The sequence below is a fragment of the Streptococcaceae bacterium ESL0687 genome (genome assembly GCA_029392475.1).
Classification (GTDB): Bacteria; Bacillota; Bacilli; order Lactobacillales; family Streptococcaceae; genus Floricoccus.
The window spans coordinates 299,955-314,620 of record CP113940.1 but is presented as its reverse complement, the minus strand read 5'-3'; the positions used below and the strand labels follow the sequence as shown (position 1 = coordinate 314,620).

General features: G+C 38.2%; 17 protein-coding genes. 3 read left to right on the top strand and 14 right to left on the bottom strand.

What is annotated here, in order from left to right; genetic code table 11:
• Positions 1–150: 150 nt before the first annotated feature.
• From OZX60_01690 to OZX60_01640, 11 genes are all read right to left on the bottom strand, one after another.
• Complete coding sequence (locus OZX60_01690) at positions 151–486, bottom strand: P-II family nitrogen regulator (GenBank protein WEV45484.1); 336 nt, start codon at positions 484–486, stop codon at positions 151–153.
• A 12-nt stretch (positions 487–498) separates the two neighbouring features.
• Positions 499–1,737: an ammonium transporter gene (locus OZX60_01685; protein ID WEV45483.1), complete on the bottom strand. Its 1,239-nt coding sequence runs from the start codon at positions 1,735–1,737 to the stop codon at positions 499–501.
• Positions 1,738–1,851: 114 nt separating this feature from the next.
• Entirely contained in the window at positions 1,852–2,739 is an 888-nt protein-coding gene (locus OZX60_01680) for an aldose 1-epimerase family protein (GenBank protein WEV45482.1), read from the bottom strand.
• Positions 2,736–3,962 carry an aminopeptidase gene (locus tag OZX60_01675; GenBank protein WEV45859.1) on the bottom strand — a complete coding sequence of 409 codons (1,227 nt, stop codon included), beginning with the start codon at positions 3,960–3,962 and terminating at the stop codon, positions 2,736–2,738. The genes OZX60_01680 and OZX60_01675 overlap by 4 nt, the downstream gene beginning before the upstream one ends.
• Positions 3,963–4,155: 193 nt before the next feature.
• On the bottom strand, positions 4,156–5,784 hold the full coding sequence (gene groL, locus OZX60_01670) for a chaperonin GroEL (protein ID WEV45481.1): 1,629 nt from the start codon (positions 5,782–5,784) through the stop codon (positions 4,156–4,158).
• A 27-nt stretch (positions 5,785–5,811) separates the two neighbouring features.
• A complete protein-coding gene (groES, locus tag OZX60_01665; protein WEV45480.1) occupies positions 5,812–6,096 on the bottom strand; it encodes a co-chaperone GroES in 285 nt (94 codons plus the stop codon).
• A gap of 94 nt (positions 6,097–6,190) precedes the next feature.
• Positions 6,191–6,856 carry an HAD family phosphatase gene (locus OZX60_01660; GenBank protein WEV45479.1) on the bottom strand — a complete coding sequence of 222 codons (666 nt, stop codon included), beginning with the start codon at positions 6,854–6,856 and terminating at the stop codon, positions 6,191–6,193.
• A 100-nt stretch (positions 6,857–6,956) separates the two neighbouring features.
• Entirely contained in the window at positions 6,957–7,349 is a 393-nt protein-coding gene (locus OZX60_01655; protein ID WEV45858.1) for a single-stranded DNA-binding protein, read from the bottom strand.
• A gap of 93 nt (positions 7,350–7,442) precedes the next feature.
• Positions 7,443–8,066 carry a DUF4479 and tRNA-binding domain-containing protein gene (locus tag OZX60_01650; protein WEV45478.1) on the bottom strand — a complete coding sequence of 208 codons (624 nt, stop codon included), beginning with the start codon at positions 8,064–8,066 and terminating at the stop codon, positions 7,443–7,445.
• Positions 8,067–8,381 carry a thioredoxin family protein gene (locus tag OZX60_01645; protein WEV45477.1) on the bottom strand — a complete coding sequence of 105 codons (315 nt, stop codon included), beginning with the start codon at positions 8,379–8,381 and terminating at the stop codon, positions 8,067–8,069.
• Positions 8,378–8,674 carry a hypothetical protein gene (locus tag OZX60_01640; GenBank protein WEV45476.1) on the bottom strand — a complete coding sequence of 99 codons (297 nt, stop codon included), beginning with the start codon at positions 8,672–8,674 and terminating at the stop codon, positions 8,378–8,380. The genes OZX60_01645 and OZX60_01640 overlap by 4 nt, the downstream gene beginning before the upstream one ends.
• A gap of 216 nt (positions 8,675–8,890) precedes the next feature.
• On the opposite strand from OZX60_01640, the gene pepA reads away from it, so the two are divergent.
• Together pepA and proC are read left to right on the top strand one after the other, a co-directional pair.
• Positions 8,891–9,958 (top strand): glutamyl aminopeptidase, encoded by a 1,068-nt coding sequence (pepA, locus tag OZX60_01635; protein WEV45475.1) that lies wholly within the window; start codon positions 8,891–8,893, stop codon positions 9,956–9,958.
• 11 nt (positions 9,959–9,969) lie between these two features.
• Positions 9,970–10,749, top strand: a complete 780-nt coding sequence (proC, locus tag OZX60_01630) for a pyrroline-5-carboxylate reductase (GenBank protein WEV45474.1) — start codon at positions 9,970–9,972, stop codon at positions 10,747–10,749.
• 32 nt (positions 10,750–10,781) lie between these two features.
• On the opposite strand, the gene OZX60_01625 is transcribed toward proC, so the two are convergent.
• Both OZX60_01625 and OZX60_01620 read right to left on the bottom strand, forming a co-directional pair.
• Complete coding sequence (locus tag OZX60_01625) at positions 10,782–12,074, bottom strand: U32 family peptidase (GenBank protein ID WEV45473.1); 1,293 nt, start codon at positions 12,072–12,074, stop codon at positions 10,782–10,784.
• A 130-nt stretch (positions 12,075–12,204) separates the two neighbouring features.
• Positions 12,205–13,125 carry a U32 family peptidase gene (locus tag OZX60_01620; GenBank protein WEV45472.1) on the bottom strand — a complete coding sequence of 307 codons (921 nt, stop codon included), beginning with the start codon at positions 13,123–13,125 and terminating at the stop codon, positions 12,205–12,207.
• A 262-nt stretch (positions 13,126–13,387) separates the two neighbouring features.
• On the opposite strand from OZX60_01620, the gene OZX60_01615 reads away from it, so the two are divergent.
• Positions 13,388–13,687: a DUF3270 family protein gene (locus OZX60_01615; protein WEV45471.1), complete on the top strand. Its 300-nt coding sequence runs from the start codon at positions 13,388–13,390 to the stop codon at positions 13,685–13,687.
• Positions 13,688–13,801: 114 nt separating this feature from the next.
• Here OZX60_01615 and tpiA read toward each other — a convergent pair whose 3' ends face one another.
• A complete protein-coding gene (tpiA, locus tag OZX60_01610) occupies positions 13,802–14,560 on the bottom strand; it encodes a triose-phosphate isomerase (GenBank protein ID WEV45470.1) in 759 nt (252 codons plus the stop codon).
• Between the last annotated feature and the right edge of the window lie 106 nt (positions 14,561–14,666).

Here is a 14,666-nt window from a genome sequence, read left to right as displayed (position 1 = left end):
TTCTCTTACTATATACGAGTTTACTTTTTTTGATAGGTTTTTTCAAGTTTTTCATGATAATTTAAAAGGTAAATCACCGTCTTTTAATAAGCCTGCCACACAAATATAAAATTAAGCAAAAAAAGGAGTCTCCCCCTTCTTTTTGCCTTCTTAGTCTTTTTCTTCCTGGCCAGTTCGAATTTTGATAACTTTTTCAACAGGTGAAACAAATATCTTTCCATCACCTGCTTCACCGGTATAAACAGCCTGGCAAATTTCTTCAACTATTTGATCTACTAGATTATCAGCGCAGATAATTTCCACCTTTACTCTAGCAAGGAGCATGGGTTGAATGGCCTTACCACGAATGTATTCCTTAAAGCCCTTTTGTTCCCCAAAGCCAAGCACCTGACTAACAGTCATTCCTGTTATATGACTATTGTCAGCCCACTTAACTTTAAGGTCCTCCAGTTTTTCAGTTCGAATAACCGCTTCTATCTTCTTCATTTATCCCCTCTTCTAACTATCTAATCCCATAAATGTTGGATATGCAGTTTCATCATGCTCACTATCATCTAAACCAATTGCCTCTGCCCTATCTTCAACGCGAAGTTTAACAAAAAAGCTTATAAATTTCGCGATTATCCAGGTCATGGCAACTGATAAAATAATGGTGAAAACAATGGCTTCAAACTGGGCCAGAAATAATTTGATATCACCAAAGACCAGTCCATGATAGCCTTCTTCCGGGCTTAGAGCTTTACTTGTAAATAATCCAGTTGCTAGCCCGCCGAAGATACCACCGATTGCATGGCAACCAAAGGCGTCCAAGGAATCATCATAAGAAAATACCTGTTTTACCTTAGAGATAGCAAAGTAGCAAATTGGACTTACCAGGAGTCCAATAACGACAGCTGCCCAAAGAGGGACAAAGCCAGCTCCTGGAGTTATTCCAACTAAACCTACAACAAGGCCAGTTGATGCCCCAACAAGAGTTGGTTTTTTGATTAAAATCAATTCAATGACAATCCACGAAAACATGGCTGCCGCTGCCGCTAAGTGAGTGGTCATAAAGGCGTGAACAGCAAGGCCACTAGCTTCAAGGGCACTACCTGCATTAAAACCAAACCAACCAAACCATAACAAACCTGCTCCTAAAAGAACAAAGGGAACATTGTGAGGACGGTATTCCAGGTGATTATATTCCCTACGCTTACCAAGAATTAAAGCAAGTACCAGTCCAGATACACCACTTGATATATGAACCACATTTCCTCCTGCAAAATCAATTGAATGAATTTCCTCGAGGAAACCACCGCCCCACACCATGTGTGCCAAAGGATAGTAGACCAGAAGAAGCCAAAGGGGAATAAAGAGCAGTAAGGCCTGCATTCGCATTCTTCCAGTAACTGACCCGGTTAAAATCCCTACAGTGATTATTGAAAACATCATTTGAAAACCAGCAAACAAACCATCAGGAATTTTCAGAGAATGAAGATTGTTGTCAAACATACTCACATTATCCAAGAAGACATGCTTTAAATTTCCAAAGAATAAGCCGTCTCCACTAAAGGATAAGCTATAACCTACTACAAACCACATGAGCGAGGCCAGAGCCAAAGACACCACCGCCATCATCATCGTGTTCAATACATTTTTACGCCGTTCAAGACCTCCGTAAAAGAAAGCCAAAGCCGGTGTCATTAAAAATACCATAGCTGCACAAATAATTATAAAAACCGTGCTTGCTCCGTCCATAAAAACTAAATCCCCCTAAATTTCCATTTCTTATGTTATAAAATATAACATAAGAACTTGAGGATTGCAAAAATAAACCCATAATATAAAAAAAGGTGCTACAAAGAGCACCCTTTAATCAATCTCAATCGTATATTTACATTCAAATTTTTGGTCAGCTAGAAGCTCATTAACGGCGTATTTATTCATAATATCACCATCTGTTTGATCATCGTCAGCAAGACCACACCAAGGTTCCAAGCAAACAAAGGGAGCTTCTTTAGGATACGGACTCCAAATTCCCAGATAAGGCATGCCTTGATAAGAAACCTTCACCCTTCTTTCATCAAATCTGTTAGAAATTATAACATCTGTTGGATCTGGTGTCCTAAAGATAAGGGCATCCTTGGAGAATAACTCCCTAGTTAGAGGATATTCAGACTGATCACTTGTAAATTCTTGATCCAAATGAAGCGTTCCTTCCTTAACATCTAAAGGAATTCTTGCTCTTTTTTCTTCTGGCAAAATAGTAACCATATAGTCTTCAAAATTTCCTTGAACCACCGGGATATTAAAGGCTGGGTGTGCTCCTATTCCAAAGAACATTGGTTTGTCATCTAAATTTTTAACAATATATTTAACTTCAATTTGATTGTCAACAAGACGGTAAATAATCTTTAAAGAAAATTTAAAAGGATAGACTGCTAAGGTCTCATCATCATATTTCAACTCATATTCAAGTTGATTTTTTAAACTATCAAAAAGCTTGTGTTCAAGTTTGAATTCTTTATCCCTTGCAAAACCATGACCTGAAAGTTGATAATTTTTACCCTCATAGTTATAACTTTCATTCTTTAGGCGGCCAACAATAGGAAAGAGGATGGGGGCACGGCGACCCCAAAATTCTTTATCTCCCTGCCACAGGTACTCTACCCCGTCCTTAGATTTAATACTTTGAAGTTCCGCACCCTTGCTTTTAACAACTAGGGTTAGAAATTCATTTTTTAAGGTTTGTTCACTCATGCCCACTCACCCTTTCTAAATATTGGAACAAGGCTTCCATCTTCTTTAATACCATCAATATCCATTTGAGAGCTACCAATCATAAAGTCAACATGGACATCACTTCTATTGAGACCTGCTTGGTCCAACTCCTCTTGACTCATTTCAGTACCACCTTCAACACTAAAGGCATAGGCCTGACCAATGGCAATATGATTTGAAGCATTTTCATCAAAAAGTGTTTCAAAGAAGGTAATTCCACTAGCTGAAATTGGACTTGAATTAGGAACTAGGGCAATTTCACCGAAGTAGTGACTACCTTCATCTGTTGCGACTAATTTTTCTAAAACTTCTTGTCCTTTTTCAGCATAAACTTCTGTGATGCGCCCATTTTCAAGAGTTAATTTAATGCCGTCAATAATTGTTCCAGCATAGCTTAAAGGTCTAGTACTTGATACAACACCGTCAACCCGTCTTTTATCAGGCGCTGAGAAAACCTCTTCTGTTGGCATATTGGCTATGAATTTTTCTCCGCGAGAGTTAGCACTACTTGGTCCTTCAAAAACATAGTTCTTTGGTAGTCCAACAACCAAGTCAGTACCTGGAGCTTTATAATGGAATTTATCAAATTTTTGTTCATTTAGCCACTTAGCCTTTGATGTTAAAAGTTTATCGTGTGCATCCCAAGCTTCTACTGGATTTTCAAGATTTGTTCTAGTTGCCTTAAAAATTTCATCCCATAATTTACTTGTTGCTTCTTCAGGATCTAAATCTGGGAATACCTCATGGGCCCAAGCTGGACTAGCTGCTGCAGCTACAAGCCATGAAAATTTGTTGGCCTGAAGGGCTGCCCCTAATTTTCTACTAGCCTTACCATTTGTAGCCTGGGCAAGGGCAATTCTTTCTGGATCAACACCCTCATAAGCTGCTGGGTCATCTGAAACAATACTAATACGGCTAGCTCCTGATTCAATCCATTCATCAAACATCTTACTTGTCGATTCTTTAATTTCATCTAGATTTTTAGCTGAAATCAAACGTTCCCTATTAACAACTTCATCCGACCATCTTACTATAACCTCACGGGCCCCTTGACGGTAAGCTTCTTTTACAATTAATCTTGCTAGAGGTGCTTGTTCTACCGAAATATTTAGGACAACTGTGTGGTCATCTCCTACGTTTACTCCGATTTTAACAATTAATTCTGCATATTTTTTTAAATTTTCTTCAAATGTAGCCATAATATCCTCCAATTCTGATAATATAATTATAACATATCATCAACTTATAAATCTAATATCCAAATTTAGGGACTTTATTACCCTTTTTATCACTAGAACACTAACTTTTTAAAATAAATAAAAAATCCTGCAATAATCAATCTTGATTGCAGGATTTTTATTTTCAACTACCGATTAACTTCAAACCAGTTAGGGGTTACATCATACCACCCATCATTGATGGATCCATTCCCATAGCAGGATTTGGCATTTCAGGTTCTGGTTTATTGGCAACAACTGCTTCAGTTGTAAGAATTAGACTGGCAACACTTGCTGCATTTTGAAGGGCAGAACGTGTTACCTTAGCAGGGTCAACAATCCCTGCTTCAAGCATATCAACCCATTCACCTGTGGCAGCATTGAAACCTGTAGTACCTTCGCTATTTTTAAGGCGGTCAATGATAACACTACCTTCATAACCAGCATTTATAGCAATTTGACGCACCGGCTCTTCAAGGGCACGAAGAACGATATTACGCCCTGTTGCTTCATCACCAACTAGCTCAAGTTCGGCAACTGCTGGAATAACAGATACAAGAGCTGTTCCCCCACCACTTACAATTCCTTCTTCAACTGCAGCCCTAGTTGCATTAAGGGCATCTTCAATTCGAAGTTTCATTTCCTTAAGTTCAGTTTCAGTGGCAGCTCCAACTTTGATTACAGCAACACCACCTGATAATTTTGCCAGACGCTCTTGAAGTTTTTCACGGTCAAACTCACTAGTAGTTTGCTCCATTTGTGAACGGATTACGGCAACTCGGTTACTGATATTATCTTTATTACCAGCGCCTTCAACAATGACTGTCGAATCCTTATCTACAACTACCTTAGCAGCTGATCCAAGAGAGGCAAGGCTTGCATCTTTTAAATCAAGACCAAGATCTTCAGTGATTACAGTTCCACCAGTAAGAATAGCAATATCTTCAAGCATGGCCTTTCTACGATCACCAAATCCCGGTGCTTTTACAGCTACAACATTAAAGGTACCACGAATTTTATTAAGAACTAGAGTTGGTAGAGCTTCTCCGTCAACATCATCAGCAATAATTAATAGGGGTCTATTTTGTTGAAGAATCTCTTCTAAAAGCGGAAGAACATCTTGAATGTTTGAAATTTTCTTATCAGTAATAAGGATATAAGGATTTTCAAGATCTGCAACCATCTTCTCATTGTCTGTTACCATGTATTGTGAAAGGTAACCACGGTCAAATTGCATTCCTTCAACAACCTCAAGTTCAGTATCCATACCACGTGATTCTTCAATGGTGATTACACCGTCCTCACCCACACGCTCCATGGCTTCTGAAATATATTCACCTACTCGCTCAGAACGGCTTGAAACACTAGCAACCGAAGCAATTTCTTCCTTACCTTTAACGGGTTTTGAAATTTCTTTAATGGCTTCAACCGCTTGTGCTGTTGCCTTTTCAATACCACGACGGATACCAATTGGATTTGCTCCTGCGGTCACATTTTTAAGTCCTTCACGGACAATAGCCTGAGTTAGAACAGTAGCAGTCGTTGTACCATCTCCTGCAATATCATTTGTTTTTGAAGCAACTTCTGAAACAAGTTTAGCTCCCATATTTTCAAAATGATCTTCTAGTTCAATTTCTTTTGCGATGGTTACACCGTCATTGGTGATTAAAGGTGAGCCAAAGCTTTTTTCAAGTACAACATTGCGACCCTTTGGTCCAAGGGTAACTTTAACTGTATCTGCTAAAATATCCACTCCGCGCACCATAGAGCTTCTTGCATCTGATGAAAATTTAATATCTTTTGCCATTTTATCTTCTCCTAGTCCTATTAATTATTATTCAATGATAGCTAAAATATCAGCTTCACGAAGGATCAATAGGGCTTCTTCTTCAATTTTAACCTCTGTGCCTGCAAATTTTTCAAATAATACCAGGTCACCAACCTTAACTGTAGGAGGAACCAAATCACCATTTAAAGTACGGCTTCCGCTTCCAATTGCTACAACTTCTGCTGTTTGAGGTTTATCTTGAGCTGAACTTGCAAGGACAAGACCACCTACATTTTTTTCCTCTTCTTTTTTAACTCGTAAAACAATACGATCACCTATTGGTTTTAGCATGATACCCTCCAATTATTTATTAGCACTCATCTTAATCGAGTGCTAGATTTACCTATATTCTAATTCTTTAGTCAGATTTAGTCAAGCAGGATACTTATTTTTCCGCCCAAAGTCCTATCAATTCGTCTAGGCTAGGAAGGACTGCCTCAGTTAGATCCCTAAGTTCAGCATCAGCCTCTATAATATCTGGAATCATAATGACATCAATCCCGGCTTGATTGGCTGCAAGAATCCCATTCCTAGAATCTTCAAGGATCAATATTTCTTCCTTAGATAAACCTAATCGCTTGCTAGCTAGTTCAAAAATTTCTGGATCCGGCTTGGCTCTTTTGACATCATCTGAGGATACAAAAGCTTGGAATCGGTTCTTGAGGTTACTACGGTCAAGAAGTAGCTCAATTATTTGAGCTGAACTACTGGAAGCTATAAGTTTTGGAATCTCCCGTTCATCAAGAAAATCAAGAAGTTCATAAAGCCCTGGCTTAGTTTCCACTAAACCTGCCCTGAAATATTCTTCTACTAATTTATCGGCCTTTAAAATAAAGGAATTAACCTGGTCTCTGCCGAACTCAGAATCAAACTCCGTATGGTAAAAATTTATTACATCTTCATAATTTGAACCAATAAATCTATAAAATATATCATCGGTATAGGGAATACCAAAAGTTGCTGCTGCTTCCTTATTAGCCTTGTGGTAAATTTTTTCGGTATCAAATATAAGACCATCCATGTCAAAAATAATCGCTTGTTTTTTTATCATTGGGAACCTTTCCTTGTTTTCTTTCGTATTAATGTATTAAAACATTTTTAAGGTCCTATATCAATGAATGTTAATTGCTATAAAAAACTACTAAAAGGAGTTAAAAGGGAAAATCTTCGCCCTCTAAAACTAGGTCTTTTTGATCATAATTATTTTCCCTTAAAGCCTGAGCGGCGCGACTTTCAAGAAGTTCAAAGGAAGTAGTTAAAATCTCCGTTTGGTAGCATTTCTGATTTTCCTTGTTTGTAAAACTACTTGTTCTAACCTCACCATCAATTGAGATAAGAGCACCCTTTCTGCCATAAGAGCTAATAAGTTCAGCTAGTTTACCCCAGGCAACAACTGAAATAAAATCAGCCTCTCTTTCGCCCTGACTATTTTTAAATTTCCTATTTACTGCCAAGATAAAACGGGTAAAACTTTTATCTTTAGCTGTTTTCTTCAACTCAGGATTTCCGGTTAAACGACCAATTAAAATACTTCTATTCATAATAATTTTGGAGAAACCCTCTTATTTTGGCTATGGATTTCTCCTTCCTCCGTACTTACATACGAAAAAAGGACGGTTCCTTACCGTCCTAATTTTTTATCCCTGCCAGTGTTTTTCGGGATTAAATTTTTCACCAACTACAGCCTGACTATCTAGTTCAATGATACCACGCTTTTGCGGCGCATTAGGAAGAGCCAGCTCCCTTGGGCTTGCCATCATACCATAAGATGGTACCCCGCGCAGCTCGCCTGCAAAAATTAAAGAACCATTTGGCATCATGGCACCTGGTAGGGCAACGATTGTTTTCAAACCTAAACGGGCGTTAGGAGCTCCTGCAACAATCTGAACAGTTTCATCATCAGAAATCTTAACCTGGGCAATATTTAAGTGATCACTATCTTCATGTGCCTTTAGGTCAACAATTTCACCAACAACAAATTTTGGTTGGTCATCAAAAGGAATTACCTGATCAAATCCTTCCTTCATAAGAAGGGCATTAATTTTTTCTAAATCTTCACCTTCAACATCAACCTGACCATTACCAATAATGTCAATTACACTTGAAGCTTCAAAAATATTCCAGGCTACAGTTTGACCTGTATCTTCTCTAAAAATACGAGCAACTTGACCTTTACGGACAAAATCAAGGTCTGCCCCTTCATCGTTAGCCACGATAAACATTAAAACATCTTTTAAATTTTGGTTATATACTGCAATCACTTACTTAACTCCTGCTAAAAATTTATTTATTTCTTCCTTGGTCTTTCTTTGTTTGTTAACCAAACGACCAATCTCTTGACCATCATTGGTTACAACAAAACTTGGGATTCCAAGAATTCCCCATTCAATGGCAAGGTCCATATATTTATCCCTGTCAATTTCAATGAAGGTAAACTCTTTATTTTCTTCCTCAATTTCTGGCATACTTGGTTTTATAAAGCGGCAATCCCCGCACCAATCAGCTGTAAAGAAGAAGACATTTTTACCTTTTTCAACAAAAGCTGCTATTTCTTCATAAGAATTTGGTACTATCATAGTAATTTCCTCCTAATTTCAGTAATTTCAAGGGTATCATCATCAACTTCAAATTCAATACTTTCCAGCTGATCATCTTTTTCAATAACAAGACCACCTTCAAAAACATTGTCATAAACAGGCTCTTCCATCAGCCAAGAAGCCTTGATTTCTTCATCAACTAATTCTTCTTTAACATAGGACAATAAGGCCTTTTGCCTTTGCGCTTCTTTATTCTGATAAAGAGCATAAAGACCCAGTCCAGCAGCAAGCGTTGCAGAAAGACCTAAACCTAATTTGCGCGAAGTTTTCATAATCCACCCTCCAATTTATTTTCTAACCAGTAGGGAAATCCTACCAATCTCAGTGGCTTTATTCTATCATACTTTGGCTTTTGATTGTAGATTAAAGGCTAAAAGAAGGTCCTCTTAAAAATTAAACCTTAAACATATAGGTAATTTTTTATTTTTTTGTTATTATGTTACTTATAGACCTAGACCAATTAGACTAATTAGATTAATGGAGATTATATGGAACTTTTTGACAAAATTAAAACATTAACGGAATTACAAGCAGCCCCAGGATTTGAAGGTCCCGTCCGTGACTACCTAAAAAAGGAAATCACACCCTTGGTTGACCGTGTAGAATTTGACGGTCTTGGTGGTGTTTTTGGGATTCGCGAAAACCAAGATGCTCAGGCACCAAAAATTATGGTTGCAGCCCACATGGATGAAGTGGCCTTTATGATTAGCCGCATTGAAGAAGATGGAACCTTTAGGGTCGTTCCTCTTGGAGGCTGGAATCCCTTAGTTGTGAGTGGTCAACGCTTTACCCTTTTTGCTAAAGACGGCCGAGAAATTCCAGTTGTTAGTGGTGGTGTTCCGCCTCACCTTTTAAGAGGTGCTGCTGGACCTAAAATCCCTGAAATTGGAGATATTATCTTTGACGGAGGATTTACCGACAAAAAAGAAGCTGAAGAATACGGTGTTAAACCAGGTCAGCCTATAATCCCTGAAAGCAAGGCCATCCTGACTGCCAACAAGAAAAATGTTATCAGTAAATCTTGGGATAACCGTTACGGTTGCCTAATGGTCACAGAACTATTGACTGCCCTAAAAGACGAGAAGCTTCCAAATACTCTGATTGCAGGAGCAAATGTCCAGGAAGAAGTTGGCTTAAGAGGTGCACAAGTATCAACTACTAAATTTAATCCTGAATTATTCTTTGCAGTAGACTGCTCACCTGCCCAAGACACCTTCGATAAAAATGCTGATGGTCGTTTGGGAGAGGGAACCCTTCTTCGAATCTTTGACCCAGGTCACATTATGCTTCCTAATATGCAAGAATTCCTTCTTGATACAGCAAGTGATGCAGGAATTAAAACCCAGTACTATGTTTCAAAAGGTGGTACCGATGCAGGGGCAGCTCACCTTAAAGGAAACGGAATTCCTTCTACAACAATCGGTGTTTGTGCCCGCTACATCCACAGCCACCAAACAATTTTCAACCTTGATGATTTCGCTCAAGCTCAGGCCTATATCCAAGCAATTGTCAAAAACCTAGACAGATCTACTGTTGATAGCATCAAAAATTACTAGGAGGTAAAAACTTGAAAGTAGGATTTATTGGCGCTGGCAAGATGGCACAAGCTATCATCAGAGGACTTGATGCAGATCGATTTGACCTTTCAATCTCAAGTCGTAATTCTGAAAAAACTAAGGATTTAGCTCAAAAACTCGCTATTAACTTTTGTAAAAATAATATAACCCTGGCTAAATCAGTTGATTTAATAATTTTAAGTATAAAACCTCAAATTATTCCCCAGGTAATTGAAGAAATCAGGGGTGAACTTGCTGGTAAAAAAATAATTTCCATAGCAGCTGGATTAGATTTGAAAAGACTTCAAGATTTAATCCAAGAGCAAGTGGAAATCATTAGGGTTATGCCAAATATTAACGCAGAAATCTCAAAGAGTACTACTGCTATTTGTCCTAATGAACTTGCCAGTACAGAATTTGTCGATATTACTAAGGAAATTTTTACAAGTATCGGACAGGTCTATGAAATTGGTGAAAAAGATTTTCAAACCTTTTCAGCCATTGCTGGGTCAAGTCCTGCCTTCATCTACATCTTTATTGATGCCCTAAGTAGGGCAGCTGTTCGCTACGGAATGCCTAAGGAACTTGCAACAGAAATTGTAGCCCAAACTGTGAGTGCCAGTGCACAAATGGTTAATGACAGTGGGGAAAATCCTTGGGCCTTGGTTGATAAGGTATCAAGCCCTGGTGGAACAACAATCGAAGGGGTTGTTAGCCTGGAGGAAAATAAATTTGTAGCCTCAGTCATTGATGCAGTTTCAAAAACTATTGAAAAGGACAAAAGTTTATAAAAAAGATGAAGAATAATTCTTCATCTTTTTTCTTATGCTCGAACAGTTTTGCTAGTTCCATCTTTTTGATAGAGATTGATAAGACCTTCTCCGTGGCGGCGAATCATGTCTCCTGGTACAACCGCTTGTGGAACAGTCATTGTTAGAAGCTCCATTGGATTTGGCGCACGGTCGATTGACTCTCCGTCTTCATTCTTAAGATTTTCAACAATAGTTGAAAAATGACGGAAGCCTGGACCATAAAATTCAATCTCGTCTCCTGAGGTAATTACATTACGCTGGCGAACAGTGGCTGTCATTGTAGCCTCATCAAAGTCTACAACCTCTCCAACGAACTTGTATTCTGGAATTTTACGACGGGCACCAAATAATTGTTGTTCCTCACTTGGAGTTCCGTAATAGAAACCAGTAGCAAGCTCACGTTGAGCCACCTTCCATAATTCATCAACCAAGGCTGGCTTAATTTCTTCAAAGGCTTCAGGACTTTCAAGGTAAGCATCCACACCTTTTTTATAAACATTGGCAACAGTTGAAACATAGTGAATTGATTTCATTCGTCCTTCAATTTTAAGGCTATCAACTCCATTTTCAATGATATCAGGTATATATTCAATCATACTCATGTCAACGGCAGACATAGAGAATTCTTCTGGAATTTGACCTTCAATACTACGGCGCTCTTCCCCGTAAGGCATATCAAAGAGATCATACTTCCAGCGGCAAGACTGAGAACATCCACCACGATTGGCATCTCGGTGGCTCATGTAGTTAGATAGAACACAGCGGCCTGAATAAGAGATACACATAGCTCCGTGGACAAAGGCTTCAATTTCAACCTCTGTATTTTTTCTGATTTCAGCAAGCTCTTCCATCGAAACTTCACGTGCTAAAACTACACGTTCAAGACCAAGTTCACGCCAAAATTCTAATGTTTCATAGTTGGTAGCGCTAGCCTGGGTTGATAAATGGATCGGAAGCCCTGGAGCTTCGGCTGCACAAATGGCAATAAGGGCTGGGTCACTTACAATAACCGCACGAATTCCGATATCACGCAGGGTACGGAAAAACTCTCCTGCTCCTTCTTCATTCCCTTCATGGGTTACCATGTTTGCGGCCACATAGACCTGAGCTCCGTATTTTTTGGCAAAGGCTACCCCTTCTGCCATCTCTTCAAAGGTAAAGTTTCCAGCTCTTGAACGCAGTCCATAAGCATCACCACCGATATAGACAGCATCTGCTCCGTACTGGATAGCAACTTTTAGTTTTTCTAAGGTCCCTGCAGGTGCTAAAACCTCAGGGCGTTTTAAATTTCTTGTGTTTGACATTATCTACTCCAATTTTCAAGATTGTAAGTTAAAATTACATATGCTATTTGAAAAGGTGAACGTTGAATTTCACCAAAACTTTAGCGGATAAGAATCGACTCTTATCCTTGATTTTTAATAAATCAGTCTATTACTTAATATCGTCTGGGGCAAAATCATAAAAACCACGCCCAAGACTTCGACCCTTAGGATGCAGTTTGCGAACTTCCTCATCCAATTGGTAGGCCTTGTCAGCTGTAAATACTCCAGCTTCAATTAAAGATCTAGCTTCGATAAATAATTTTGCAATTGCAACAAAATCATCTCCAGGACAATAAATCCCTTCAAGCTTCCAATGATTAAAATTCATTGTTGTTAACTCACCTAGAACACTCATCATGTCAACATCATCACTTGCAAAAATGTGAGTTCCGTGTGAGTCTTCAAAAACAGAATAATGAGTTTCTTCATCTTTTGGCTCTGATAGGAACAAACCGCGTTCATAGGTGATTTCTTCATCAGATTTTATAAAGTTATAATAATTCTGTAAGAGGGGGCGCTTAGTCTGGTGAATAATAGTTGCCCCGTAAACTAAGATTTCTCCAGGAACTTTAAGGTGATTTTGCATACTGTTAAGTTCATCCTTTGGAAGTTCTCTTGCAAGAACAGCCCCACAAGCTCCGTGCTCAGACCAGAAATTAACCTGCCTTGCACTTGTTACCATAGTTGATGCATCATAAAAATAAGGAAGTTTGTAACCATCCCTTTTAAGGACATGAATAACTCCTGCATCTCCAACTGTGATTAAATCCACACCAATTTTTTCAAGAAAATCAAGATAGTCCTTAATTTTACGCATCTTATCTGGGTGCATTAGTGCATTAACTGCAACCGTTACAGTTGCCTTGTTTTCATGAGCTAATTTTGTGATTTCTTCAAGTTCAGCCCAAGTAAAATTTTTGGGAAGGCGGAGTCCGTACTCTCCTTCTCCGATGTAAAGAGTATCAACTCCTGCATCAAGTAGTTTTTTTGCCTGTTCAAAATCTTGAACAGTTGCCGTTATTTTTATCATTATACCTCTCCTAGCTTTCAATTATATCATGAAAATACCCAAGGAATTATACATATAACACATTTTTGACCAACTTAGACAAAATTTTGATTACATATATTACAAAAACTTATCATAAATCAAGAAATATTTTTCGAATATAATAGAATCACGTTTTCACAAGGTTTTCATTGTAATATTTTTGTAATAATACTAAAGGTTTTCGTAATATTAATAAGTCAATATTTATGTTATTCTTTTATTGAAGTAGAAAGGTCTCATCATGCATGCATCTAAATTAAAAGAAAATTATCAACCAAATCTAAGCCAAGAAAAACCTTTGACCAGAGATTTTGATCCAAGGGAACATGAAGAAAAAGATATGGAAAGCCGCCTGAAAGAATTAGTTTATTTTACCAGCATGGCTATCTTTTCAATCGTCTTTGTTATTTTAAATTATCTACTACTGATGATGCTTCCTGTTTTCCTAACTGTTCCTCTAGCCTTCGGAGCAAGTTTCTTCCTAGTTCTTCTAGCAAAAAAATTTTTACAAAAAAACAAAAAATTTAAAGGTCTAATTTGAGCTTTTTAAAGCTTGATTGGCCTTTTTTATTATTTTATACCTGGTAGAGTTGTCCTCAAATTTGTGCAGTATGAGGAAATAAAAAAACTGACGGCAACCGTCAGTTTTTTTATATTATTTTACGAAGTCAAGTAATGCTAGGAATGATTCAACTTCTAGAGAAGCTCCACCAACAAGTGCTCCGTCGATGTTTTCTTTGCTCATGTATTCAACAACGTTTGATGGGTTTACTGAACCACCGTATTGGATACGAACTGCTTCAGAAACTTCTTTTCCGTAAAGTTTTTCAACTGTTGCACGAACAACTCCACAAGTGTTATCAGCGATTTCTGAAGTTGCTGATTTACCAGTTCCGATTGCCCAGATTGGTTCATAAGCAATTACAAGGTTTGAAACTTGTTCAGGAGTAAGGTCTTTAAGAGCAGCTGTAATTTGTCCTTCAACCCACTCAGCAGTTTTACCAGCTTCGAAAGTTTCAAGAGACTCACCACAACAAACAATTGGAGTTACACCGTTTGCAATGATAGCTTTAGCTTTTTTGTTGATATCTTCGTCAGTTTCGTGGAAGTACTCACGACGTTCACTGTGTCCGATGATGATATATTCAACACCAAGGTCAGCAATTGCAGCTGGAGAGTTTTCACCAGTGAAAGCACCAGCATTTTCCCAGAAACAGTTTTGAGCAGAAAGCTTAAGATCAGTTCCTTTACGTCCACAAGCCATAGGAGCTAGGAAAAGTGCAGGAGCACCGATTACTGTATCAACAAGATCAGCTGAAGGAATAGCGTTTTTTACTTCTTCAACGAATTGTTTAGCTTCTGATAAAGTTTTGTTCATTTTCCAGTTACCAGCGATAATTGGTTTACGTGACATGTCATACCTCTTTTATATTTTTTTTGGGCTAAAACCCATACACGATTATTCTATCACAAATTTATATAAAATGCGTAAATTATCCTGGAAAATCTTCGGTAAGTCT

What these genes read in the sequence shown, in the direction of transcription:
- OZX60_01690 (WEV45484.1), bottom strand. Translation starts at nt 486, where the DNA reads ATGAAGAAGATAGAAGCGGTTATTCGAACTGAAAAACTGGAGGACCTT.
- OZX60_01685 (WEV45483.1), bottom strand. Translation starts at nt 1,737, where the DNA reads ATGGACGGAGCAAGCACGGTTTTTATAATTATTTGTGCAGCTATGGTA.
- OZX60_01680 (WEV45482.1), bottom strand. Translation starts at nt 2,739, where the DNA reads ATGAGTGAACAAACCTTAAAAAATGAATTTCTAACCCTAGTTGTTAAA.
- groL (WEV45481.1), bottom strand. Translation starts at nt 5,784, where the DNA reads ATGGCAAAAGATATTAAATTTTCATCAGATGCAAGAAGCTCTATGGTG.
- groES (WEV45480.1), bottom strand. Translation starts at nt 6,096, where the DNA reads ATGCTAAAACCAATAGGTGATCGTATTGTTTTACGAGTTAAAAAAGAA.
- OZX60_01660 (WEV45479.1), bottom strand. Translation starts at nt 6,856, where the DNA reads ATGATAAAAAAACAAGCGATTATTTTTGACATGGATGGTCTTATATTT.
- OZX60_01645 (WEV45477.1), bottom strand. Translation starts at nt 8,381, where the DNA reads ATGATAGTACCAAATTCTTATGAAGAAATAGCAGCTTTTGTTGAAAAA.
- OZX60_01640 (WEV45476.1), bottom strand. Translation starts at nt 8,674, where the DNA reads ATGAAAACTTCGCGCAAATTAGGTTTAGGTCTTTCTGCAACGCTTGCT.
- pepA (WEV45475.1), top strand. Translation starts at nt 8,891, where the DNA reads ATGGAACTTTTTGACAAAATTAAAACATTAACGGAATTACAAGCAGCC.
- OZX60_01625 (WEV45473.1), bottom strand. Translation starts at nt 12,074, where the DNA reads ATGTCAAACACAAGAAATTTAAAACGCCCTGAGGTTTTAGCACCTGCA.
- OZX60_01620 (WEV45472.1), bottom strand. Translation starts at nt 13,125, where the DNA reads ATGATAAAAATAACGGCAACTGTTCAAGATTTTGAACAGGCAAAAAAA.
- OZX60_01615 (WEV45471.1), top strand. Translation starts at nt 13,388, where the DNA reads ATGCATGCATCTAAATTAAAAGAAAATTATCAACCAAATCTAAGCCAA.
- tpiA (WEV45470.1), bottom strand. Translation starts at nt 14,560, where the DNA reads ATGTCACGTAAACCAATTATCGCTGGTAACTGGAAAATGAACAAAACT.